The organism is Chengkuizengella sediminis, from assembly GCF_010078385.1.
GTDB classification, from domain to species: Bacteria; Bacillota; Bacilli; order Paenibacillales; family KCTC-33759; genus Chengkuizengella; species Chengkuizengella sediminis.
In genome coordinates this window covers 1-25,896 of the sequence record NZ_SIJC01000019.1, presented here as the reverse complement: position 1 = coordinate 25,896, position 25,896 = coordinate 1, and the positions used below count along the sequence as shown (strand labels likewise).

Below are 25,896 nucleotides of genomic sequence, written 5' to 3'. Positions count from 1 at the left end.
CTCTTAGGATGATTTTTTAGCTGAAAAATAAACATAGAATGCTTTGGTAATTCGTACTGTACTTTCCTGAAAAGTTAATATCATATTTTTTTATGAATTTTGTAGTACATTGACAAATCAAACCCTTATCTTCATAATTAGCACTAGGTACTAATACTTAAAGATATTCAGATTTTTCTAAACAATATATTTATTTTATAAAAGAGGGGTTAATTGTAATGAGCAACCTAAATATGAATTCAAAAGCAAGAATTTCTGCTATTGGATCTTATGTACCAGAAAAAGTACTTACAAATCATGATTTAGAACAAATCGTGGATACTAATGACGAATGGATAGTAAAACGTACTGGAATTAAAGAGCGACGCATAGCTGCAGATAAAGAATACACAAGTGATTTATGTATCGCAGCCATTAAGAATATGATGGAAAGTTATGAGGTGGATATTGAAGATACAGATTTAATTATTGTAGCTACAAGTACCGCTGATTTTTCATTTCCTAGTACAGCGAGTAGACTTCAAGCTCATTTTCAGTTAAAAAAAACAGGAGCCATTGACCTTAGAGCTGCATGTGCAGGTTTTACGTATGGCTTGCAAGTTGCAAATGGGCTAATCACTGCTGGTCTCCACAAAAAAATTATTGTTATCGGTGCAGATGTATTATCTAAAATAACTGATTATACAGATCGTTCAACCTGTATTTTATTTGGAGATGGTGCAGGCGCTGTAATGGTAGAAAGAGATGAAAAACAGCCTAGTTTCATTTCTTCCTACAATGGTTCCAATGGTGATGGAGGAATCCACTTATATCAAACAGGATTATCCAACAATTTAAATGGGGTTGATCTTAAAAATGAAGGCTTTTTAGTCCAAAACGGTCGTGAGGTATATAAATGGGCGGTAAATCATGTGCCTAAAGGAATGTTAAAAGTTTTAGAAAATACAGATTTCAGTTTACAAGATGTGAATTGGTTTATTCCTCACAGTGCAAATCTAAGAATGATTGAATCTATATGCCAAAGAAGTGATTTTCCAATTGAAAAAACACTGTACAGTCTTGTACATTGTGGAAATACTTCTGCTGCAACCATTCCATTATCTATTCAAGAAGGTCTAAACCAAAATAAAATCAAAAATGGAGACCATTTGTTACTTTATGGTTTTGGTGGTGGATTAGTTTATGCTGGTTTATTGGTAAAATGGAATTTGAATCCTAGAAAATGAAGAACATCCTGTTTTTGATTCAATAATACTACGATTCACCTATGGCAATCCAAGATAAGAAACCATGTTGTTCTATTTCTTCATCTCGTTCTTCATTATTATTTTCAATAAGAACAATATCAATAACTGCGTATTCCGCAGTTTTTTCATTTAGTGCTGCAAAACAATTTGAACAATCTGTCATAGCTACAAGAACATAATCCGTATTTTTAAATGGAGTATCAAAAAAAATGAACATCTCTGTACTTTTTTCATCAATATTCAATTTAAATTCAGTATTGTTATATTGATGGATCGTTTTGAGTTGTTCATTTTGCTTATCATCAACGTTGCTATCGGTTTTATCACGATAAGTTATCGTCGGTTCTTCATCATCAAAACTATTATATTCAAAACTAAATTCAAATGGATTCGTATAGATCAGAGGTTTATTTTTTTTTACTTTTTTCTTTTTTTTTGATGATTTTTGTGGAATTTGATTTAAAAATTGAAAATCAGGAAACCAGCTTATGTCATGGATGGGTATATTCTCTCTAAAGGAATCTATTTTCTCTTCATCCAACCACACTAATTCATTTATTGAGGGATCTATCTTTTTCATTTTTTTATTACGATTCCGCTTTTTTTTCATTCCAAAACCTCCCTTTACGTTTATTTAGTAACATATGTCATCCTCTATTGATATGTACAGGAATTCAAAGAAAATGTGCACATACCTAAAATAGAAAAAGTACTTGTTCTTAGTTTCTCAAAACTCTTACAGCAATCTTGTTGAAAAAGTTATATAATATGAATGAGAGCACATTCTAAACGATATGATTATGAACCAGGAGGGTGTTCAAACATGGATCATCTTACTCTAAACTGTAAATCCTCAGGTCAAATATCTTTATTTTTATCTGATGAAAATGTTGATAGATTAAAAAGTGTAATGTACTCCCATCATTTTTTACAACAACAATATTTGTTTCGTGAGGGAGAACCAGCTAGGAAATTATTTTATATAAATGAAGGTCAAGTAAAAATATACAAACTAACGGATGATGGCAAGGAACTCATTTTGTATATCCTACAAGAGGGAGATATGTTTTGTGAGTTTGGTGGAGTTGGTGATTTGAACTTCAGCTATTCTGCTCAAGCATTAACAAATTGTAATATTGGGATGATAGAGCATAGTGATTTGGAAATGCTCATTTATCAGCATGGTGATTTTGCTGTAGAATTTCTGAAATGGATGAGTTTATGGCATCGAAAAACAGAATCTAAGTTTCGAGACTTGTTATTATTTGGAAAAAGTGGAGCCTTAGCCTCTACATTAATACGATTAAGTAATTCCTATGGAAGGTTAACTGAAGATGGAATCGTATTAGATGTTAAATTGACGAATACCGATATAGCGAATTTAATTGGTACAACAAGAGAAAGTGTAAATAGACTTTTAAACAAACATAAAGACGATGGAATCATCAGCATGAAAAATGGAACCATTACCATCCACAAGCTAAATGATTTAAAAGCCATCGTCTCTTGTCCTGACTGCCCTATTGAAATCTGTCGAATTTAAATTATATTATAGGGAGAGAGAGCTCCGCCATCCCTTTTTCAACTACTTGAATTGCTCTTTTCAATTCTTGATCAGATGGGGTTCTAACTCCCTTTAATGGATATGAAAAACCTAATTGCTGCCATTTAAATACACCCATTCTGTGATAAGGCAGAATCTCTACCTTCTCTACATTTTTTAACTTGCCAATAAAGGCACCAAGTGCATATAAATCGTTATAATCATCAGTAATTCCTGGAATCAGTACATGTCTTATCCACATTTTTTTATGGTTGTCCGAAGCGTATTGTATGAGCTTCAAAATTCTCTCATTAGACTGACCAGTCAACTTTTTATGTTTTTCATCGTCCATTTCTTTAATATCTATTAAAAGCAAATCAGTTACTTTTAACAAATCTTCAATTTTTTTAGGATCATTAAAACCAGAGGTATCCAAAGCAGTATGAAGATCCCAGCGTTGTTTACAAGCTTCCAACAACTCTTTAACAAATAAAGCTTGTAAAGTCGGTTCTCCACCTGTAACCGTTATACCTCCTTTAGATCTTTTATAATAGTGAATATAAAGTTCTATCTCTAATAATATATCCTCAACTTTCCTTATATCTCCTTTGTTTCTATCCCATGTATCACGATTATGGCAGTATTGGCATTGAAGCGCACAGCCTTGCATGAAAAGCACGAATCTTATGCCTGGACCATCTACGGTTCCAAATGTATCTAGTGAGTGTATGCGACCCGTCGTGCTCATCATCTCTCATCCTTCCTAGAAGTTAAATATATCCTTTATACTGAACCGTGGAACGTTCGGTTTATGACATCTAACTGCTGTTCCCTTGTCAACTTCACAAAGTTTACAGCATATCCAGAAACTCTTATTGTTAGTTGTGGGTATTTTTCAGGGTGCTCCATCGCATCAATTAACTGTTGTCGATCAAAAACATTTACATTTAAATGGTGGGCTCCCTGTATCATATATCCATCTAATAATGCATGTAGGTTCTGCTTTCGAATTGGCTCCTCCTTGCCCAAAGCTTTTGGAATAATTGAAAACGTATTTGAAATTCCATCTAAGCTGTATTCATAAGGCAGTTTAGCAACAGAATTTAAAGAAGCTAGTGCACCTTTTGTATCTCTCCCATGCATAGGATTTGCACCTGGTGCAAACGGTTCTCCTGCTTTACGTCCATCAGGTGTAGTGCCTGTTTTTTTACCATACACTACATTAGAAGTAATGGTTAATATAGACATCGTAGGAATCGCTCCACGATAAGTTTGATGTTTATTTAATTTATTCATGAAAGTTTCAACAAGTGAGATAGCAATGGAATCTACACGGTTATCGTTATTCCCATATTTAGGGAAGTCACCTTCGATTTCAAAATCGATCGCAATTCCTTTTTCATTACGAATCGGTTTTACTTTCGCATATTTTATTGCACTTAATGAATCGGTCACAACAGATAAACCAGCGATGCCAGCAGCCATCGTTCGTACAATTTCAAGATCATGTAATGCCATTTCGATGCGTTCATAGCTGTATTTATCATGCATATAATGAATAACGTTTAATGTATTCATATATAATTTTGCTAACCATTCTAACATGTCATCAAACTTTTTCATAACCTCATCATAATCTAAAACCTCAGAAATAATGGGTGTATATTCCGGTCCTATCTGAATACCTAATTTTTCATCAACTCCACCGTTGATTGCATATAACAAACATTTTGCAAGATTTGCTCTTGCACCAAAAAACTGCATTTGTTTACCGATACGCATCGCAGAAACACAGCAAGCAATTCCATAATCATCACCATAGTGAGGACGCATTAGATCATCATTTTCATATTGGATGGAACTCGTATGAATTGAAACTTTTGCACAATAGTTCTTAAAATTCTCAGGAAGTTTTTCTGACCATAAAACGGTTAAATTTGGTTCAGGTGCTGGACCTAAATTATACAAAGTATGAAGGAAACGATAAGAGTTTTTTGTTACTCTTGTTTTTCCATCAAGTGCCATTCCTCCAATAGATTCAGTAACCCAAGTAGGATCCCCACTAAACAATTCGTTATACTCTGGCGTACGTAAAAATTTCACAATACGTAACTTCATGATAAAATGATCAACTAATTCTTGAACTTCTTTTTCCGTTAGCGTACCTTCTTGTAAATCTCTTTCAATATAAATATCTAGGAAGCTGGATACACGGCCTAAACTCATCGCAGCTCCATTTTGTTCCTTTATTGCAGCTAAGTAGGCGAAATATAACCACTGAATCGCTTCTTTTGCATTTTTTGCAGGTAAAGAAATTTCATACCCATAATGTTCTGCCATTTGTTTCAATTCGTGTAAACTACGTATTTGTTCATTTAATTCTTCACGATCTCTGATAACTTCTTCATTCATGACATCCAATTCTAATTGAAGCAGCTCTTTTTGTTTTTGTTCAATTAGTTTGTCAACCCCATATAACGCTACTCTTCTGTAATCACCAATGATTCTCCCTCTTCCATAGGCATCAGGCAATCCCGTAATAATCCCTGCTTTTCTCGCTTTCCTCATATCTGTTGTATACGCATCAAAAACACCTTGGTTATGCGTTTTACGAATATCTGTAAATACTTTGAAGATTTCATCTGGTAGTTTAAAACCATACGCTTCACATGCATCCTTGACCATTCGCACACCACCGAATGGTTGTATTGAACGTTTAAAAGGTTCATCTGTTTGTAAACCCACAATTTTCTCTATTGTCTGATCAAGATAGCCAGGTCCATGTGAAGTAATGGTAGAAGGCGTATTTACATCGACATTCAATACTCCACCATTCTCCAGCTCTTTTCTAGTTAATTCACTTATAATGTCCCATAAAGCCTTTGTATCCGTAGTAGGAGCTGTTAAAAATTGCTCGTCACCCTCATAAGAAGTAATGTTTAAATCAATAAAGTTTTTTACATCCATTTTTTTATCCCATTTTTCAGTTTGAAAACCTCTCCAAGCATCTAACTGTGTATCTGTCTGTTTTAATTCTTTTTCAACCATAGACATGAAAAACACCTCCTATTATTTTTACATCTATCACTTAACTATCCTTTGCAAATTAAGATTGCAAATGAGGATAACCAACAAACATTAGAAAGTTTGCAAGACAGCTTAGCTAGGATTTTCTCAGGTGGAGCAAATTGTCCACCTGAGAAAAATTCTTAAAGTGTTACATAAACTTATTCAAACTTTCCATAATACGCTTTTCTATATATTTCAGCTAATTCAGTAACTAATGGCATTTTAGGATTCGCAGTTGTACATTGGTCTTCAAAAGCGCGATCTGCTAAATAGTTTGCTTTTGCTTCAAATTCAGTAGGATTCACATTTACATCTTTAAATTTCTCTGGAATATTTAATGCTTTATTCAGCTTGCGAATCGCATTAATTAAACTATGAACTCCTTCTTCAGTCGTACTTGCAGGTAGTCCTAGCGTTCTCGCAATTTCAGCATATCTTTCATCAGCAACATAATGGTCATATTTCGGAAATGAAGCAAATTTAGTAGGTTTAGTCGCGTTATATCTAATGACATGCGGCAATAATATCGCATTTGTTCTACCATGTGCTGTATGGAATTCACCGCCCCATTTGTGAGCTAAGCTATGGTTGATGCCAAGAAAGGCATTCGCAAAAGCCATTCCAGCGATAGTAGAAGCGTTATGCATTTTTTCTCTAGATAATGCGTCTCCTACTTTATAAGAATTTTCAAGGTGTTCAAACACAAGCTGTATTGCTTTCATTGCCAATCCATCTGTATAATCGTTTGCCATCACAGATACGTAAGCTTCAATTGCATGCGTTAAAACATCCATTCCAGTATCTGCAACTGCTGTTTTAGGTAAGCTCAACACGTAATCTGGATCTATGATTGCAACATCGGGAGTTAATTCATAGTCCGCCAATGGATATTTTGTATTCCCTTGATCTTTGTCTGTAATAACAGCAAATGAAGTCACTTCAGAACCTGTTCCTGACGTTGTTGGAATCCCTACAAACTTTGCTTTTTTACCTAGACGTGGATATTTGTAAACTCTTTTTCTAATATCTAAGAATTTTTGTTTTAAAGAGTTAAAGTTTGTATCTGGATATTCATAAAATAACCACATTGCTTTAGCTGCATCCATTGGAGAACCGCCACCAAGTGCGATAATACAGTCTGGTTTGAAGCTATTCATCATCGCTGTACCTCGTTCGACTGTGTCTACAGATGGATCAGGTTCGACATCTGAGAAAACCTCAATATGAACAGGCATTTGTCTTTTGCGTAAATAATATTCTACCTTTTCAACGTATCCAAGCTTCACCATCATTTCATCTGTAACTACCATAACTCTTGTGATATCAGGCATTTTAGCTAAATATTGAGTAGCACCTTTTTCAAAATAAATTTTGTTTGGTATTTTAAACCATTGCATATTTACTGTTCTATGTGCCACTCTTTTAACATTGATTAGGTTCACCGCAGAAACATTAGATGTTGTACTATTATTACCATAACTTCCACAACCAAGAGTTAAAGATGGAAGGTTAGTATTGTATATATCTCCAATTGCTCCATGTGTAGATGGTGAATTTACGATGACACGACCTGTTTGCAATACTGCTGAGAATTCATTAATAACATCTTGATCTCCAGAATGGATAACAGAAGAGTGACCCATACCACCATAAGCAACTACTTCTGCTGCACGTAGTATACCTTCTTTAGCATTCTTCACTTTATAACAAGCTAAAACCGGACTTAGCTTTTCAGCTGACAATGGATATTTATCACCAACACCATCTAATTCAGCAACTAAAACTTTTGTATCCTTCGGCACTTTCAAACCTGCCATGTCAGCAATCTTGTTAGCAGATTGACCTACTATCACAGCATTAACTGCGCATTTCTCAGGATTAATTACTAATTTTGATACTTTAGCAGTTTCTTCTTCATTTAGAAAATAGCAGCCCATATCCTTCATAAATTTGGTAGTTTCTTGATAAATGGGTTCTTCAATAATCACAGACTGTTCAGAAGCACAAATCATACCATTATCAAAAGATTTAGAAAGAATTAAATCTGTAGCTGCCTGTTTGATATTTGCTGTTTTTTCAATGAAACAAGGAACATTACCAGGTCCTACACCAAGTGCAGGTTTTCCAGTACTGTATGCTGCTTTGACCATTGCAGATCCTCCAGTTGCTAAAACTAACGCCACTTCAGGATGGTTCATTAATAATCCAGTTGCTTCTAATGAAGGATTGTCAATCCATTGGATGCAATGTTCAGGTGCACCTGCTTGAATAGCTGCTTCAAGAATTGTTTTTGCAGCCTCTCTACTGCACCGTTGTGCAGAAGGATGAAATGCAAAAATAATAGGATTTCTTGTTTTAATTGAGATTAGAGATTTAAACATCGTTGTTGAAGTTGGATTTGTAACAGGCGTAACTCCTGCAATCACACCAACCGGTTCAGCTACCTTCTGAAAATTTTCATAAGCATTTTCTTCAATTACACCTACAGTTTTGTCATACTTTATACTGTGGTATATATATTCTGTAGCAAAAATATTTTTGGTGATTTTATCCTCATAAACACCTCTTCCAGTTTCTTGAACAGCCATTTTTGCCAATACCATATGACGATCTAATCCTGCTAATGCCATTTGTTGGACAATATGATCCACTTGCTCTTGATTTAGTTTTAAAAATTCTGCTTGTGACTTTTTAGCACGTTGTACTAATAAATCAACTTCTTGTTTTGCTGAAACTTGCTCTTGAACTTTCTTCTCTTTCATAGACATGAGTTCCACTCCTCCTCAATATTGGTTCAATCTATTTATTATTTGTTAAACTTGTTTGTTTATAAATTAATTATAGAATCAGGGGTTTTATAAGGCTGTGATTTTTGTCACAAATGCATTAGATTTGTAAAGAATCTAAGCTCTTCTTTATGTAAAAACCTCCAACATCACTTAACAAAGAGTGAAATTGAAGGTTTTATTATTTTCAGTGGTTGTTTAACTTGTTTGAGGAAATTCAGCGGCATGTAATTGTTTCTCTAGTTCTTTAATATGTTGAGACTTCTGTTCAGAAGACCAATTAAAAATTGACGCCATATATTCAATAACAGGCTTCTTCCATTTTCGTACCCAATCAATATTGAAAAGTAGTGCTCCAGTTCTCCTAATAAAAAAATCAACAGGTTTTGTGACCATCTCATATTGAATTCCATATAACAGCTGTACAAATATATCCAACGGCAAATCAATATCATATTGATGATGGCTTCTATATTGTTCAGCTAATTTAAATAAATTATCTACATTAGAACCATACAAGCGAGCGAGATGTTCTCCTTGTGCTCTTGTAAAGCCATAATTTTGTGATTCCTTTTCCTTTTCACTTATAAATGATGTTAGATGCTTTGCTCCCCCTACATCTCCACCAGAGATAGGTAATTGTTTGGTTTTGCACTCTAAGAAAGTTCTCCTTTCTATATCACTAAAATGTTTTGTTACTAGATCAACAACCGTCTCAGCCATTTTCCGATAACCTGTTAATTTCCCGCCAGCTATAGTGATTAACCCAGATTCAGATTGCCAAATCTCATCCTTACGGGATATCTCGGAAGGTTTTTTCCCATCTTCATAAATTAACGGTCTAACACCCGCCCAACTAGATTCAAAATCTTTCTCAGATAACTTAACAGCAGGGAACATATTATGAATAGCGCTTAAAATGTAATCTCTGTCTTCCATAGTCAATTGCGGATTTGATGTATCCCCTGAATAAACTGTATCTGTAGTGCCAACATAGGTTTTTCCATCTCTAGGAATTGCAAACACCATACGACCATCTGACGTATCAAAATAGATGGATTGTTTTAAAGGGAAAACTTTTTGATCAATCACCAAATGTGCCCCTTTAGTTAAAAGCAATTTTCTATTATTCATCGATTTATCCATTGTACGAATGTTATCTACCCATGGACCTGTTGCATTAATGACCTTTTTAGCATAAATTTTATACACGTTTCCTGAGTCAATTTCACGGACTTGAGCACCCGTCACTTTTCCGCTGTCATCATAAATCAGGTTGTCAACTTTTGTGTAGTTAACTGCATTTGCACCATACTTAACTGCCTCTTTTATTACCTCTATCGTTAACCTGGCATCATCAGTGCGATATTCAACATAATATCCTCCGCCTTTTAACCCCTTTTTTTTAAGTAAAGGCTCCTTTTCCAAAGTTTCTTGATAAGATAACATTCTCCTTCTTTCTGACTTTTTCACTTTAGCTAAATAATCATATATTCTTAACCCGATTGAAGTACTGAACTTGCCAAAAGTACCACCTTTTTGAATCGGTAACAACATCCATTCTGGAGTAGTTACATGAGGTCCATTTTCATATACAATAGCACGTTCTTTGCCAACTTCATTAACAATTCCTATTTCAAATTGTTTTAAATACCTTAGTCCGCCGTGAACCAACTTTGTAGAGCGGCTTGATGTTCCAGCCCCAAAATCTTGCATTTCAACTAGTACTGTTTTCATCCCTCTTGTGACTGCATCTAATGCAATTCCACAACCTGTAATTCCTCCACCTATAATTAGTAAATCCTGTGTTTCCTGACTCATTTCAGTTAGTTTTTTATGCCTGTTCAAGCTCGAAAATAGATTATCCATATTGTCCCTCCTAGAAAATAGAAAAAGACCACACACACTATGAATTAAATCATAATGTTATGTGGTCTCTCCTGATCTCCAACCTATTTATTAACTTAAATATATAATACCATACATTTTCAATTATTTAAATGCCATAGCTGCCTTAACTGCCTTTTTCCAGCCAAAATATAATTCGCTTCGTTTGTCTTCCTTTAACATTGGATTGAAGATTCGGTCACTGTTCCATTGATTAGCGATTTCCGTTTGATCCTTCCAAAAACCAATAGCTAATCCAGCTAAATAGGCTGCTCCTAAAGCCGTTGTTTCATTCACTAATGGTCTTTCTACAGAGCTATTTAACATATCACTTTGAAATTGCATTAAGAAATTATTTTTTACAGCACCGCCATCTACTCTTAATGTTTTTAATGAGATCCCAGAATCTAATTCCATTGCTGTAAGTACATCCTTTGTTTGATACGCTAAAGATTCTAAAGTAGCTCTAATGAAATGCTCTTTGCTAGTACCTCTCGTTAACCCAAATACACTCCCACGAACGTCGCTATCCCAGTAAGGTGTTCCTAATCCTACAAATGCCGGAACAACATAAACTCCTTCAGTTGAATCTATTCGCTTTGCATATTGTTCACTATCTTTGACATCTTTGAACATCCGTAATCCATCACGCAGCCATTGTATAGCAGAACCCGCTACAAAAATACTTCCCTCTAAAGCGTATTCAACTTTCCCATTTACGCCCCAAGCGATGGTTGTTAATAATCCGTGTTCAGAATTAATAATATTCTCCCCCGTATTCATCAGCATAAAACATCCGGTTCCATAAGTATTTTTTGCCATTCCTTCACTAAAACATGCTTGACCAAACAAAGCAGCTTGTTGATCACCTGCTGCTCCTGCAATAGGAACCTCGCATCCGAAAAAGTGATTCTTCGAAGTATTTCCATATACATGGGATGATGGTTTAACCTCTGGTAACATTGTTGATGGAATGTTTAAAATATCCAATAATTCCTTATCCCATGTTAACGTATGAATATTAAAAATTAGAGTTCTTGATGCATTCGAATAATCTGTGACATGTAATTCTCCACTAGACAGCTTCCATATTAACCAAGTATCGATGGTACCAAATAACAGATCACCCTGTTCAGCTTTTTGACGAGCTCCCTCGACATGATCTATAATCCATTTTATCTTTGTGCCCGAGAAATATGGATCTATAAGAAGTCCCGTTTTATTATGAAAGGTATCATTTAACCCTCCAGTAGTTAAATCCTGGCAAATTTCTGCTGTCTGTCGAGATTGCCAAACAATCGCATTATAAATAGGTTCGCCTGTATTTTTATCCCACACTACTGTTGTTTCCCTTTGATTTGTAATACCTATACCGGCAATTTGTTCAGGAGTGATTCCAGATTCTGATAAACAAGATGCAATAACAGCTAGGACTGAACCCCAAATTTCATTCGCATTATGTTCTACCCAACCCGGTTTTGGAAATAGTTGAGAAAATTCTTTTTGAGTCATATGCTCAATTTCACCTTGCTTATTAAACAATATAGCACGCGAACTTGTTGTTCCTTGGTCAATAGATAAAATATAATCTTTCACTTTCAGCCTCCTCCCTTTTTAAACAACCATGTTTTTACATTGCTACAACTAAATGAATAGCCTGACCTGCTACAATAACCCAAGTTTAAATATTTCCTTCATAATTTCTCCATATTAATCTATCTGATGTTGTGACAGCAACAGCCCCAGCTGATAGTGCACAATTCACATCATCTATCGTTTTTATTAAACCACCTGCAAATACCGGAATACCTGTTATCTCGTTTACTTCCCGGATCATTCGGGGAATGATTCCTGGTAAGACTTCAATGAAATCGGGTTTTATTATTTCAATTAATGAATAACTTTTTTCAAGTGCGTTTGTATCTAGTAAAAATAATCTTTGGATTGCAATAACACCTTTTTGTTTTGCTTTTGAAATCACTTTTGACCTAGTAGAAATTAAACCAGCAGGCTTAAACTCCTGACACAAATACTCAGCGGCATACTCATCATTTTTTAATCCTTGGATAAGGTCTGCGTGCAAGAACATTTTTTTCTTATTATGATATGCCATTCGATAAACTTCCTTAAGTCTAGAAATATGCATATCCAAAAAAATACCATACTCGTATGGACTTCTTATCATATGCTCAAAATCTTTCATCGTGCGAATAGCCGGTAATACCTTTTGACCTTGGATTGACAATTCCCTCACCACTCATTTTTATTGATTAATTACAGAACCTCTCACAATATATTCGATTTAAAGAAGATAAACCCCTCTAAAATATATATTAATAAAGAAAACTCGATATAAATCCTTAAAGTATAAAAAAACCCGTCTGTAACAGACGAGTGCAGAATCAAGAATGATGAAAACAAATGACTTTACCGCAAAAATCTATTTATTAATTTCGCCCCAGCAGTGCTTTTCATTCTGCGGCGAGAAACTCCAAATGCAGCAGCTCCAGCTGATACTGCGATCAAGGACATCAACATTCCTCGTCTCCTCATCATGTTTCGCATACCCCTAAACCATCGCATAAGATCACCACCCATTATTAAAATTTATTTTTAAAAATTGAACATTTATATTGTGTGGTGAAACCAAACTCAGCATTCGGTTTAACTAATGGTATTATTGGAATATATGTCCGATCCTTGATATCCAAGGTCAGGACTATATACTAAATAATCTTAACAAGTCGAGTCAGAACAAGGTCCGGGAATTATGTAATTTTCACTATTAAACAATTCCTTAGTGTGATAATATAGTACTAGAATTTTCAATTTGTTATCATTTGTTATTTTCATAAAGATCAAAGAAATGTGGTGAAAAAATAAACAATGAAAACAATTTTTCGCTTATTGACAGAACTTTCTTCTAGAAAAACAATTTCAAGAATAACAGGTCAATTTGCAAAATCAAAGATAAGTACAAAATTAATCCCTCGTTTTGCCAAATCTTATGGAATTAATATAAATGAAGCGGAAAAACACATAAACGAATATGTCTCATTAAATGATTTTTTTACTAGACGCCTTAAAGCAGGAGCAAGAAAGATTCAACAAGATGACAACATTGTCGTTAGCCCTGTTGATGCTAAGATTACTGGGATCGGAACTATCGAGAACGGACAAATGATTAACGTGAAAGGGCAAGATTATACGATAGAGGAACTTTTAAACCATTCACCAAGAACAGTCACATATAAACATGGGTTCTATATGGTGTTATATTTGAGTCCCTCAGACTATCATCGAATACATGCCCCTATTTCGGGAGAAATTGTAGAAAATGAACATATACCTGGTAAAGTTTATCCCGTTAATGATTTTGGCCTAAAACATATGAGGAAGGTTTTAAGCAGAAATGAACGCCTAATCTCATATATTAGACATGAATTTACAGAAATGGCTCTTGTAAAAGTAGGGGCCATGAATGTGAGCAGCATTCAACTGATTGAGTCACTAAACAATGAGATCACAGTTGGAGATGAATTAGCTTATTTTGAATTTGGATCAACCGTAGTATTATTAATGGAAAAAGATTCTTTTCAATATAACGAGAAAAAATTTATTGGAGATAAAATAAAGATGGGAGAAACTTTGGGTCATCTGATAAAGTGAAAATCTCCCAACATACCATCCAACATAAAACTGCACCTCCAATTGTTAGATTGTGTCTAACAATTGGGATGCAGTTCATTATTTGGGTGGTTTTTTTATGTAAATTTTCATTATATACTTGAATCAGATCTACAATAATAAATATTTGCGAAATTTTGTATAATTAAGTCGTTCTTTTCATTAGATCGGGTTCATCTTTTTTACTGTAAGTGTTATAATATTCACAAAAATTTATAAGATTTTATTGGAAGGATGGAGTCCTATGAACCCACTTGCTGAGTCACTGAACAAAACCATTAAAGAAGAACAATCAAATGTGTATGAAATGTTATCTTCACTTGGAAAAAACATTTACTTTCCTAAAGAAGGTATTATTAGTCAATCTGCAGAAGCAGGGAAAAAAGCCAAAAAATATAATGCTACGATCGGAATCGCTATAGAGAACAAACATCCGATGCATTTAAAAGTGATACAAAATACATTATCAGAATATGCACCCAAAGATATTTACCCATATGCACCTCCTGCTGGTAAACCTGAATTACGCAAAGTCTGGACGGAAAAGATGTTAAAAGAAAGTCCATCACTTGAAAATAAAACATTAAGTAATCCAATTGTGACCAATGCATTAACGCATGGAATAAGTATAGTAGCTGATCTATTTGCAGAACCAGGAGACCGTGTTATTTATCCTGATAAAAATTGGGAGAATTATGAACTTACTTTTGGAATCCGCAGAGGAACAGAGACTGTAAACTTCCCACTTTACAATAAAGATCGAAACTTTAATGCAAATGGGTTAAAGGAAGCAATTCTTTCTCAAAAAGATAAAGGTAAAGCCATCGTTGTTTTAAATTTCCCAAACAATCCTACAGGATACACACCAAGTCCAGAGGACAGTGAGAATATTATAAATTCTATATTAGCTGGTGCTGAAGAAGGAATAAATATTGTTGTTGTTACTGATGATGCTTACTACGGATTGTTCTTTGAAGATTCCATTCATGAGTCTTTATTTGGTCAACTTGCAAATATCCATCCAAATGTTTTAGCAATTAAGGTAGATGGGGCAACAAAAGAAGATTATGTATGGGGTTTTCGAGTTGGATTTATTACGTTTGCTGCAAATAGTGAAACAGTAAATACTGCTTTAGAGCAGAAAACAATGGGAATTATTCGTGCTACCATTTCGAGCGGCTCACATCCTTCACAAACTTTTATTCTTCATGCATTGCAGTCACCTGATTATGAGCAACAAAAACTTGAAAAATACAATATAATGAAAGGCCGAGCTAACAAAGTAAAAGACATTTTAAAAAATGAACACTTCCAAGCAGCTTGGGACTACTATCCATTTAATTCAGGGTATTTCATGTGTTTACAACTAAAAACTATAGATGCAGAAACATTACGTGTACATTTACTAGATAAATATGAGATTGGTACAATTGCCTTAGGTGAAAAAGATCTAAGAGTTGCTTTTTCTTGTATAGAAGAAGATGACCTTGAAGATTTATTTAATAAAATTTATCAAGGCATTCTGGATCTCACACCTAAAACGGAATACATCAAAAATACTTTGTAGAAAAATTCAAAATGAAAATAATGTTATCAAAAGTAAGACGTACAGATTATGAAAATTACTTAGATTTACTCGTTTTAGCTGATGAATCAAAAGAAATTGTAAAAGGTTATGTTTATGATGGGTAATTGTATAAAGCTAGCGATTTATCAGGAAATTGTATTGGAGTCACTCTTATCATTGAGGAAAATAAAAGAACAGTTGAAATAAAAAATATGGCTGTAACTCTTTCTGAACAAGGAAAAGGGTACGGCAAAGAAATCATAAAACTCATATGTGAATTGTACAGAATCAAAGGGTACGAATATATTGTTGTAGGAACAGCAAACTCTAGTCTTTGGAACCTTGCCTTTTATCAGAAGGCAGGGTTTCGTATAACCCATGTTCGTTCTAATTTTTTTGCTGATTATCCAGAAGAGGTCTGGGAAAATGGAATACAGGCGTTGGATATGATCATGATGGGAAAAAAACTCTAAGATACCTACAAAAGTGAAGCCTCAGTTCTTGGATGACCTCGTACAGAATATTACCACTTGGATGTAGTATTATCTTCAAAACAAATAGCGGGAATTAGTGGTCTTATCTCATGATTTTATTATCTTCAAAACAAATAGCGGGAAATGGTGGTCTTATATGATGCATATTAAGCAAAATCATGCAAAATATAACGAAAAACAGCTGAATAAGACCACCAAATCCCTTTATTTTATTATTTTGAGAGAATTGATTATAATAAGACCATAAAAGTCCTCTATTTCGAATCTTTTTTAAACTTGCCTGACTATTTATTCCCTATTCAATTCAGGAATATAGTCCGGACCCTCCTAAACCACTTTACTGGTAATTCTGAAAGTTCTATATTCAATTAATAATCACTATATTATAGCGATTTTGGACAATTATCCCTCTATCACTCTTTACCTTTCAACATCTTTTTACTCAATGATTGATGATACATATAGGACAATAAAATACTAACAGCTAGTAAAATAAACCCATATAGAATGTTTGAAATTGTTAATATAAAAGGTATCGTCATCATGATGATAATGACGAGATGAATGCGAAATGAATTTTTCAAGATCCCTTCCACTCTTCGTTCATTTTGCAAAGGATAAATATATAACCAGAACATATTTTTATGATATTGTCTTAAAGAGGATAATTGCATACCTGTTAAATAGATTATTATGATATAAAAAAGGTATTTCATCCAATCATTTGTTAAAAAGAATATTAATATCATTCCTATTACAGTCATACGAACAACAATGCCAAATAAATCTGTTCTGATCCATGTTAAATAATAAAGAAAAACAAAGGTATTGTTCTTTTCAAATGGAACAAATTTAACACTTTTACTTAATATTTTACGATTCTTCACTCGTTTTGGAAGTTGCGGCACATCAACAAACCAGCTTAAAAAAGCATATATTCTAGCTTTGTGTTGCTTTTCAACATGAATAAGTCTGTCCCAATTTATTTGATATTTCGGTATTAATCGAAAAGAAATGATGTAAGTCATTAGAACAAATGCAATGAATAACATTCCTTTAGGAAAGCTATAAGAAAACACAGCATATAAAACACAGAAAGATATAATCCAACGAAAAAAAGAAAACACTACCCGGTGATTGTCAGCTTGAAATTGAACCTCTTGCCATGATCCGTACATCAAAATCCATTTGATTATCATTAATACAATTAAATATACAAAGAACATTAGACTGTTGGTATCACTGGTAACTAAATAAAGAGGGAATAATACTACCCAAATCAGTATCAATACGAAACTTTGGACTAAAAAACTAACAAATATAGCTTTATTAAAATAAGAGTTCATTTTATATTCTGCGGGCACTAAATAAATCAAATCTGCTTCTCTTAAATAAGTGCGAATTGGACTATATGCAATGAACCAAAATAAAACACATGTTAACAACAAATGAATTGGAAAATCAACTGGTGGATTTTCTATAAATCGCCTATAGTAAATACTCCCGATTGAAAAACTAATAACAACAAAAGCAATCAGTCCCCCATTTAGTACAAATCTTAAATAAGGGGACACCTCTGCCCAAAAATCCTTAAATCTTTTATTCCATACATCAGACATCTTCATGATCTAAACTCCACCCTTAACTAGAGCATAAAAGGCATCTTCTAATGACGCATTGTTTATACCAGAGGCCAATTGTATATTACTTAACTCTCCACTTGCAATGACATGTCCTTCATGAAGTACAACCAGCTTATCACAATATTGTTCAATCGTTGATAAAATATGGGAGCTCATTAATATGCTTGCCCCTGCTTCTTTCATTTTCACCATTAAATCAAGCAATGAACGAATGCCAAGTGGGTCTAGGCCTAAAAAAGGTTCGTCAATTATATATAATGAAGGTTGAACGAGAAATGCACTCATAATCATCATCTTCTGACGCATCCCTTTAGACAAATGAGCAGAAAACTTTGTCAGCTTGTCTCTCATTTGAAACTCATCAACTAAATAATCAACACGACTCGCATATTCTTTTTTATCAATGCCATAAGCCATTGACGTTAATTTCAGGTGTTCTTCCACTGTTAGCTCGTCATACATTAAAGGACTTTCTGGAACATACGCATATGAAGATCTATAGTCCATTGGGTTACTCTCCAACGTATTCCCATTTATGAAAATCTCTCCTTTATGCTGTTTTAACAACCCCAATATATGTTTGATCGTAGTGCTTTTTCCTGCACCATTTAAACCAATTAACCCAACCATTTCACCCGGATTCACTTTTATAGATAACCCATGTAATACGGGTCTTTTTAAACTATATCCTCCTGTAACCTCTTTTAATTGCAAAATTGGTTTCAAAAATTAACACCCCATCTGAATTTTTTCCTTTTTATGTTTTTTATTATAATACCTGTAGTTTCTTTTATCAAAATTATGATTGAGAATATTTTCATTCAACATGGTTCAAAATACTTAAAGGGATACTACCCCGACAAGATATATCAAGGGGGAAACTTACATAAACGGAGGGAAGAATCATGGCAAGAGTAGCTGTAGAAGATAACTTATCCAATGTTAAACAAGCATTGCAAAATGAAGGACACGAAGTGTTTAATCTGGAAGAAAACAATATGCAAAACTGCCAGTGCTGTGTCATAACAGGACAAGATCAAAATATGATGGGAATAGCTGATACCCAAACACAAGCTTCTGTCATTAATGCGGATGGATTAACAGCAGAGGAAGTTGTGAATCAAGTAAATCAGAGTTTAAACAAATAATTAAACAAAATAAACCTTCAAATCCCGTTCCTCTTTATGAATAGGTTTGGAGGTTTTATCACTTCACTTTTTATTTGTAATTTTAGCCGTCACCTTTTCTAAAGACCTAGGCATGATCTGTAATAATTTAGAACCCATATTCGCCATGAATGGGATATTTTTTTCCACTCGTTTATTAACTATTATATCTAATATTGCTTTTGTTACCGCCTCTGGTTTTAATATAAACCAACTTGGTAAGTTCTTTTTGTAGTTACCTGAAACATCCGCTGTTTCTAACATGGGAGTATCTATAGGGCCACAATTCAGAGTAGATACTATGATATTGGTATCAAATAACTCCTGACGTAAACTATTTGTGAATCCCAAAACTGCATGTTTACTTGCAGCATATGCAGATGATTTTGCAGATCCTACCTTCCCAGCCAATGAAGCCACATTAATAATATGACCCGATTGTCTCTCTAACATTGAAGGTATAACAGCTTTACAACAATATACTGTCCCCAAATAATTCGTTCTTATCATTTCTTCAATCTCATCTATGGATAAATTCATAAAGTCCTTAAAAATTGCATAACCTGCATTATTTATAAAGACATCTATTTTTCCATATTTTGATATAACAGAAGAGACAACTTCAAAAACCTGATCTTTTGAAGAGATATCAATCTCGTAAAACTCATGCTGATCTTGTAGTTGTGCTGATACCTTCTGAAGACGATCCAGGGATCGAGCCAATAAAATGGGAATGGCTCCATGAGAACTTAGATGTATCGCCATCTCAGATCCTATCCCACTTGAAGCACCTGTAATGACTATAACCTTATTTTTTAGCAACTTTCTCTCTCCTATCCCTATTGAATAAGAAGCTCTTTTTCTTTTTATCTCATTGACCCTTAATCCATTGTTAATACTTGAATATTAAACTCTCCAACTTCTCTTATGTTTAATGGTATGGTCCATGCCTTCTGCGTATCAAAATGTTCAATAGATTGAATAATTTGAGGTGGGGTAATATCTACAGTTACACCACGATCATATAATAAAGTTGAAGCGTTACCGCTTATCATATTACCTAATTCAGAAATTGCACTTTGACTCATTTCATCTAACTCACTTACTTGAAATCCGCCCATCATTTCTGAAACTATTTTAAGTGCTACTTGTTCTGGTAAACCAAATAGGATTTCTCCTTTCATTTGCCCACTCATACCAATTAAGATCCAAATATGATGGTCAAGATATTGTATATCTTTGATTTCCAGTTCTCCAGATGTTGGACGAACGCGTACTACTTGCTCAAGGACGTTACTTGCTGACTCTAAAAAAGGGTGTATATAATTTTTATCCATAAATTTTTCTCCTTAATTTGGAAAAAACATTGACGTTATTTGCTAATTATAACGAAATAATACGATGAAGTACATGAATTTCTTACAAATTTCGACTAATTTATACAATTTTTGAGGGTGCTAAAGTGAAAATCACTTATGAATAAAAGGTTTCGTTTGCTTCACTTACTCAGGTTGCTTATAATAATACATATAAACTTTTTATTACATTCTATTCCTATAATAAATTTTATCTATTAGAAAGGAGGAAAAACTGTTGAATATTAATCAATTAGATACCTTAATTGCTCTTTCAAAAATGAAAAGCTTTAGAAAAGCTGGGGATTTTTTAAACCTAACACAACCTGCGGTTTCTGCTCAAATCAAAAGCTTAGAAGATGAATTTCATACAGTACTCATTGATCGCAATCAACCTATCACTTTAACTGACAATGGAAACCTTTTTATAGAACATGCGGTTCAGATATTAAATATTGTAGATGAATTAAAGCAAAAATTATCTGATATGAATGAAACGCCTCAAGGGCATATTAAATTAGGAACAACTACATCGATAGCTATGCAGGTATTACCTCGTGTTCTAAGCTATTTTCAAAATCAATTTCCACTCATCAAAACATCCATTCATTCGATGCCTTCATCTCAGATTGTGTCAAGTGTGGAAAGCGGATTCATTGATATCGGTATTACTTATTTATTTGAAAAAAAACCTACTCTTGAAACATCCGTGTTATACTATGATACTTTTGAGCTTGTTGTTTCTCCTGAACATCCTCTAGCTAATAAAAGACATACACCAGCAGAGTCTTTAAAAGACCTACCTCTTATTATGATTTCACCAGGATCAGCAGGTAGAAGGTTTATGGATCAAATTTTTAAGAAGCTTAACATTACGCCTCAAATCGTGATGGAATTAACAAGTAGTGAAGAAGTGAAAAGGATGGTTGAAATTAATCTTGGGGCTGCCATTATTTCTAAGTCTTCAATTTCAAATGAGCTAAAAATGGGCACATTAAAAATGATTCAAGTTGATGAATTGGGAGCCGTTAGTCATCCAGTTGGTGTCATTTATAAATCAGATCGATATTTAAGCACTGCACTTCAGCAATTTTTGGATGATTTAAAAGGAATGTCAGAGTCACAATTTTTAGGATCGGAGTAGATGATGGAATGAAATTCGACCTACACACACATCATAATCGATGCGGTCATGCAGAAGGTTCTATAGAGGATTATATCAATGCAGCAGTAGAAAAAGGCTTAAAAATCATTGGGATATCAGACCATTCACCTTATTTTGCACATCCTAAAGATCAAGCTGAGCCTAGAATTGCGATGGCTAAAAGTGAATTTCCTAACTATATAAATGAAATCTTAAAGTTAAAGGAAAAGTATAAAAGTCAAATCGAGGTTCTAATTGGAGTGGAATCTGATTTCTTTCCTGAATACGCAAACATTTATCAAAAGGAGTATAAAAAATACGCCTTAGATTATTTGATCGGTTCAGTCCATAGAGTTAAAGGTGTTAGTATTTTTAATAAAAAAAGATGGAATGGTTTAAGCGAGCAGGAGAAAATGGAGCAAAAGGATCAATATTATGAGCTTATTCAGCAGTCTGCTAGAAGTGGAATGTTTCAGGTTTTAGGACACATTGATGCTATGAAGGGTTATTATCCTGAATTTTCAAACATTCAAACAGAAAGTATAGATGAAACGTTAAAAGTGATTGGTGAGTGTGAAGTTGCAATTGAAATTAATACTTCCGGTAAAACAAAAGATGTTGGAGGATGGTACCCTTCAGACGATATTTTAGAAAAAGCATTGTTTTACGGTGTAAACGTTACCTTTGGTTCAGATGCGCATGTACCTGATCGAGTAGGAGATGAATGGGACCTAGTTGCAGAAAGATTAAAGGAAATCGGTTTTAAAGAGTGGGTCTACTTCAAACAAAAGCAGCAGATGAGTGTTACTTTATAATTAGACACATGCTTAAAATTCCAAAGTCCTAAGCTCCTTGGAACTTAGGACTGATTTGTTTTTGTATGCTATCCATTTTCATCTTTGCTACGAAATGCTTTCATATAGGCCTTGGCTTTATCAGTAACGATTGATATATCTCCTGCTCTTTCAAATTCTTTAGTCAAATCTGATCCTATTCCTACTGCAAATGCACCTGCTTGAAACCATTCTTGTAGGTTATTTATATTTACTCCACCTGTAGGCATTATATTCAATTGTGGAAGCGGTCCTTTTAACGCTGAGATCGTAGAAGGGCTATACACATTACCAGGGAATAATTTCACAATATCTGCTCCTGCTTCCATTGCAGTCTGTGCTTCCTGCACTGTCATTACCCCAGGAAGATAGGGAATACGATAACGATTACACATCTTAGCAGTTTCAGGTTGAAAAGCTGGGGAAACTATATAGGATGCTCCTTTCAGAATTGCTAATCGGGCAGTTACATCATCCAATACGGAACCAACGCCAATAACTGGAGACTCAAAGTTATCGTCCTGAGCATATTTATTGGATAATTCTCCTATAATATCTAAGGCATTAGGAACTGTCATTGTTACTTCTATGCTTTTAATTCCACCAGAAATTACAGCTTCAGACATCTTCCAAACTACCTCAGGAGACTTTCCTCTTAAAACTGCAACAACACCAAACTTATTTATTTTTTTTAAAGTCTCGTATTTTCTCATGTCTCATCTCTCCACTTCATTTCATTCTAATCTTAGTTTAGTATACAAATAAGTTTATCTCTCTACAAAATGTTTTTTCAATAACATTTGATCTATCATTTTAGCATCAGGTAGAGGCTCCCAGTCACCATGATCTTGAATTACAACTGAAGCATTTAAGTGAGCTTTTTCCACTGCTTTGTCCAATGGTAAGCCTCTTAATACCCCTGATAGAAAACCAGCACAAAATGCATCCCCAGCACCAATCGTATCTACAACTTTTTCGGATAACTCATATGGGACTTCGATTGTACCTTCCTTGGAAATGATATAATTCAATCCATTTCCTCCTTTTACAATAGAGATAGCTTTTAACTCCAACAGTTTATCTTGAATGATATTCCAATCTTTAGTTTCAAGCAAAAGCTCAAGTTCCTCTAATCCAGGAAGGAAATAATCGACCTTTTCCATTATTGCTAATATAGTGGATCGAGCCTCGTTTATATTCCATAGTTTTAATCTTAGATTAGGATCAAAGCAAACCTTCACACCATGTTTTTTTGCTAGTTGAATTGCATGAAATATCATTTCACGACAGGACAAGCTAAGCGAAGGTGTGATTCCTGTAATATGTAGGATTTGTGCCTGTTGTATATATTCCTCATCCACATCACTAGGTTCCATCATACTTGCTGCAGATGATTTTCGATAATAAAAAACTTCTACTCTACCTGTTCTGATATGGCGCATCATAAATCCAGTTGATGCATTCTCATGAAACTGAACTCTTGATACATCCACATTTTCTCCTCTTAAAGATTTCAAAATGGATGTACCAATAGGATCTTCACCCAAACGAGAAAACCAGCCAACGGAATGCCCTAATCTAGCTAAGCCAATAGCCACATTACTTTCCGCTCCACCAAATGAACGGAAATACTGTGTTGCTGTTTCTAGTGTTTTATCTCCTGGTGGAGTAAATAAACCCATACTCTCACCAACAGTGATAACCTCAAACTGTTTATTCATATTTAGGCTCCTCCTACCTATTAATCCATGCAAATCATGTTATAGAAGCTATTTCTAAGTTTTGATTAAATTATATTTTGATGGCTTTAGCAATGTTTTTATCACATTATTATATCGTTTTGTAGTAATTTAAAACACCTAATTTTTTTAGTAGGTATAAATCTTAAAACTGCGGCTCTCCAACATTTAGATCGCCGCTACATGATTATTATTTGATTTTCAACAAACGTAAACCATTTAGGATGACTAAGATCGTACTACCTTCATGCCCAATAACCCCGTATGGTAAATCTAATATCTGTAAAAAATTTGCACAGATAAGAATACAAATAATAGCTAATGAAAAAACTATGTTTTGTTTAATAATCTTGTTCATATTTTTTGACAATTGAATTGCTCTAGGAAGTTTCGATAGGTCATTTTTCATTAATATAATATCTGCTGTTTCTAAAGCAACATCTGTGCCTCCCCCCATTGCAATACCTAAATTAGCCGTTGCAAGTGCAGGCGCATCATTAATCCCATCCCCTACCATGCCCACATTTTCATGTTGTTGTTGTAGATTTCTTACATGATTTAATTTATCCTCAGGTAAACACCTCGAAATGTGACCATCAACCGACATCTCTCTTGAAATGACTTTTGCTGTTTCTTCATCGTCACCAGTTAACATCATGGTATAAATACCTAGTTTTTTCAACTGTAATACTGCTTCTTTAGATTGCTCTCTTATGTGATCTTTTAAAGCTATGACGCCTACAATTCCATTATGATCTGCCACAAATACAAGTGTTTTACCTTTTTTAGATAATTCGTTTCCACTTTTCTTTAAAAAAACTTCAGAAATCTCCAGTCCAACAAACTCAGCATTTCCAATTTTGAATTCTTTACCATTTACTTTTCCAATCACTCCTCGACCTGGTATATCTTCAATAAAATCGGGTTGTACTAACTGAAGTTTTTGTTCAATTTTAGTATGATTCACTATGGCTTGAGCAAGAGGGTGGGTGGAATGATTTTCAATGGAAGCAGTATAGATCAAAAAAGTTTCGTGAGTTATACCTTCCCTAACTATAAGGTCTGTTAATTCAGGCTGCCCTTTTGTTAAAGTTCCTGTTTTATCTAATGCAACGGCTTTTATTTTTGCAAGTCCTTCAATATGGACTCCCCCTTTAAAAAGGATACCTAGTTTTGCACCATGTGATATTGCAGATAAAGTAGCTGGTGTGATGGAAGCTACAAGGGCACAAGGTGATGCAACAACCAATAAAATCATGGCTCGATATATGGTTTCATTCCAAGTCCAATCCAATAAATAGTGTGGAAGAAATAACATTAGACCTACTGTAACAATAACCGCTTTCACATAAGTTCTTTCAAATTTTTCTATAAATAATTGAGATGATGATTTCTCACTTTGAGCAGATTGCACAAGTTGTATAATTTTATGAAAAAGTGTTTCATGATTTAATTTAGTAACCTTAATAAAAATAGAACCCATAAGATTCATTGTTCCCGAAAACACCTCATCATCTAACTTTTTCTGAACGGGAATGGATTCACCTGTAATTGCCGATTGATCCACCGTTGATTGACCTTTAATGATCACACCATCCGCAGGTATCCTTTCACCAACCGTTACTAAAAGAAATTGAAGATTTTACAATGAAAACTTTTCTTAATTCAGAACAAAGTAACGACGAAGATCTTGAAAACTTAAATTTAGATAATGAAAAAACTTATGACGACGTAAA

22 protein-coding genes and 1 pseudogene are annotated in these 25,896 nt (G+C 34.2%); 8 read left to right on the top strand and 15 right to left on the bottom strand.

Annotation, left to right across the window (positions count from 1 at the left end; all coding sequences use genetic code 11):
• Positions 1-233 precede the first annotated feature (233 nt).
• Complete coding sequence (locus tag EPK97_RS20695) at positions 234-1,226, top strand: ketoacyl-ACP synthase III (RefSeq protein ID WP_162038562.1); 993 nt, start codon at positions 234-236, stop codon at positions 1,224-1,226.
• 28 nt (positions 1,227-1,254) lie between these two features.
• On the opposite strand, the gene EPK97_RS20690 is transcribed toward EPK97_RS20695, so the two are convergent.
• Entirely contained in the window at positions 1,255-1,857 is a 603-nt protein-coding gene (locus EPK97_RS20690) for a WIAG-tail domain (protein ID WP_162038531.1), read from the bottom strand.
• Between the two features lie 213 nt (positions 1,858-2,070).
• Here EPK97_RS20690 and EPK97_RS20685 point away from each other — a divergent pair, with 213 nt between their 5' ends.
• Entirely contained in the window at positions 2,071-2,790 is a 720-nt protein-coding gene (locus EPK97_RS20685; protein WP_162038530.1) for a Crp/Fnr family transcriptional regulator, read from the top strand.
• A 1-nt stretch (position 2,791) separates the two neighbouring features.
• On the opposite strand, the gene pflA is transcribed toward EPK97_RS20685, so the two are convergent.
• From pflA to EPK97_RS22270, 7 genes are all read right to left on the bottom strand, one after another.
• Positions 2,792-3,538: a pyruvate formate-lyase-activating protein gene (gene pflA, locus EPK97_RS20680; protein WP_162038529.1), complete on the bottom strand. Its 747-nt coding sequence runs from the start codon at positions 3,536-3,538 to the stop codon at positions 2,792-2,794.
• A 35-nt stretch (positions 3,539-3,573) separates the two neighbouring features.
• On the bottom strand, positions 3,574-5,844 hold the full coding sequence (gene pflB, locus EPK97_RS20675) for a formate C-acetyltransferase (protein ID WP_162038528.1): 2,271 nt from the start codon (positions 5,842-5,844) through the stop codon (positions 3,574-3,576).
• Positions 5,845-6,017: 173 nt separating this feature from the next.
• Positions 6,018-8,627 carry a bifunctional acetaldehyde-CoA/alcohol dehydrogenase gene (gene adhE / locus EPK97_RS20670; RefSeq protein WP_162038527.1) on the bottom strand — a complete coding sequence of 870 codons (2,610 nt, stop codon included), beginning with the start codon at positions 8,625-8,627 and terminating at the stop codon, positions 6,018-6,020.
• A gap of 216 nt (positions 8,628-8,843) precedes the next feature.
• The gene (locus tag EPK97_RS20665) at positions 8,844-10,514 is read right to left on the bottom strand and encodes a glycerol-3-phosphate dehydrogenase/oxidase (protein ID WP_162038526.1); all 1,671 of its coding nucleotides are present in this window, start codon (positions 10,512-10,514) and stop codon (positions 8,844-8,846) included.
• 123 nt (positions 10,515-10,637) lie between these two features.
• Positions 10,638-12,128, bottom strand: a complete 1,491-nt coding sequence (gene glpK / locus EPK97_RS20660) for a glycerol kinase GlpK (protein WP_162038525.1) — start codon at positions 12,126-12,128, stop codon at positions 10,638-10,640.
• A gap of 85 nt (positions 12,129-12,213) precedes the next feature.
• The gene (locus EPK97_RS20655; RefSeq protein WP_162038524.1) at positions 12,214-12,777 is read right to left on the bottom strand and encodes a glycerol-3-phosphate responsive antiterminator; all 564 of its coding nucleotides are present in this window, start codon (positions 12,775-12,777) and stop codon (positions 12,214-12,216) included.
• 182 nt (positions 12,778-12,959) lie between these two features.
• A complete protein-coding gene (locus EPK97_RS22270; RefSeq protein WP_276609521.1) occupies positions 12,960-13,088 on the bottom strand; it encodes a hypothetical protein in 129 nt (42 codons plus the stop codon).
• Positions 13,089-13,418: 330 nt separating this feature from the next.
• On the opposite strand from EPK97_RS22270, the gene asd reads away from it, so the two are divergent.
• The 3 genes from asd (at position 13,419) to EPK97_RS20640 (ending at position 16,259) form a co-directional block, all read left to right on the top strand.
• The gene (asd, locus tag EPK97_RS20650; RefSeq protein ID WP_162038523.1) at positions 13,419-14,201 is read left to right on the top strand and encodes an archaetidylserine decarboxylase; all 783 of its coding nucleotides are present in this window, start codon (positions 13,419-13,421) and stop codon (positions 14,199-14,201) included.
• Positions 14,202-14,463: 262 nt separating this feature from the next.
• Entirely contained in the window at positions 14,464-15,786 is a 1,323-nt protein-coding gene (locus tag EPK97_RS20645) for an aminotransferase class I/II-fold pyridoxal phosphate-dependent enzyme (protein ID WP_162038522.1), read from the top strand.
• Between the two features lie 125 nt (positions 15,787-15,911).
• Complete coding sequence (locus EPK97_RS20640) at positions 15,912-16,259, top strand: GNAT family N-acetyltransferase (RefSeq protein ID WP_162038521.1); 348 nt, start codon at positions 15,912-15,914, stop codon at positions 16,257-16,259.
• A gap of 434 nt (positions 16,260-16,693) precedes the next feature.
• Here EPK97_RS20640 and EPK97_RS20635 read toward each other — a convergent pair whose 3' ends face one another.
• Entirely contained in the window at positions 16,694-17,905 is a 1,212-nt protein-coding gene (locus tag EPK97_RS20635; RefSeq protein ID WP_162038520.1) for an ABC transporter permease, read from the bottom strand.
• Between the two features lie 3 nt (positions 17,906-17,908).
• Positions 17,909-18,649, bottom strand: coding sequence for an ABC transporter ATP-binding protein (locus tag EPK97_RS20630; protein ID WP_162038519.1), 741 nt, complete (start codon positions 18,647-18,649; stop codon positions 17,909-17,911).
• Between the two features lie 179 nt (positions 18,650-18,828).
• Between EPK97_RS20630 and EPK97_RS20625 the strand changes: the two genes are divergently transcribed.
• On the top strand, positions 18,829-19,071 hold the full coding sequence (locus EPK97_RS20625; protein ID WP_162038518.1) for a YkuS family protein: 243 nt from the start codon (positions 18,829-18,831) through the stop codon (positions 19,069-19,071).
• 63 nt (positions 19,072-19,134) lie between these two features.
• On the opposite strand, the gene EPK97_RS20620 is transcribed toward EPK97_RS20625, so the two are convergent.
• Both EPK97_RS20620 and EPK97_RS20615 read right to left on the bottom strand, forming a co-directional pair.
• On the bottom strand, positions 19,135-19,911 hold the full coding sequence (locus EPK97_RS20620) for an SDR family NAD(P)-dependent oxidoreductase (RefSeq protein WP_240903905.1): 777 nt from the start codon (positions 19,909-19,911) through the stop codon (positions 19,135-19,137).
• A 59-nt stretch (positions 19,912-19,970) separates the two neighbouring features.
• Positions 19,971-20,426, bottom strand: a complete 456-nt coding sequence (locus EPK97_RS20615; protein WP_162038517.1) for a chemotaxis protein CheX — start codon at positions 20,424-20,426, stop codon at positions 19,971-19,973.
• Positions 20,427-20,682: 256 nt separating this feature from the next.
• On the opposite strand from EPK97_RS20615, the gene EPK97_RS20610 reads away from it, so the two are divergent.
• Positions 20,683-21,588, top strand: coding sequence for a LysR family transcriptional regulator (locus tag EPK97_RS20610; RefSeq protein WP_162038516.1), 906 nt, complete (start codon positions 20,683-20,685; stop codon positions 21,586-21,588).
• An 8-nt stretch (positions 21,589-21,596) separates the two neighbouring features.
• Positions 21,597-22,403 carry a histidinol-phosphatase gene (locus tag EPK97_RS20605; protein WP_162038515.1) on the top strand — a complete coding sequence of 269 codons (807 nt, stop codon included), beginning with the start codon at positions 21,597-21,599 and terminating at the stop codon, positions 22,401-22,403.
• Between the two features lie 68 nt (positions 22,404-22,471).
• Here EPK97_RS20605 and EPK97_RS20600 read toward each other — a convergent pair whose 3' ends face one another.
• The 3 genes and pseudogenes from EPK97_RS20600 to EPK97_RS20590 form a co-directional block, all read right to left on the bottom strand.
• On the bottom strand, positions 22,472-23,134 hold the full coding sequence (locus EPK97_RS20600) for a bifunctional 2-keto-4-hydroxyglutarate aldolase/2-keto-3-deoxy-6-phosphogluconate aldolase (RefSeq protein ID WP_162038514.1): 663 nt from the start codon (positions 23,132-23,134) through the stop codon (positions 22,472-22,474).
• A gap of 54 nt (positions 23,135-23,188) precedes the next feature.
• The gene (locus EPK97_RS20595; protein ID WP_162038513.1) at positions 23,189-24,142 is read right to left on the bottom strand and encodes a sugar kinase; all 954 of its coding nucleotides are present in this window, start codon (positions 24,140-24,142) and stop codon (positions 23,189-23,191) included.
• 208 nt (positions 24,143-24,350) lie between these two features.
• Positions 24,351-25,790 (bottom strand): annotated as a pseudogene (locus EPK97_RS20590) (heavy metal translocating P-type ATPase); the annotation flags it as partial.
• Between the last annotated feature and the right edge of the window lie 106 nt (positions 25,791-25,896).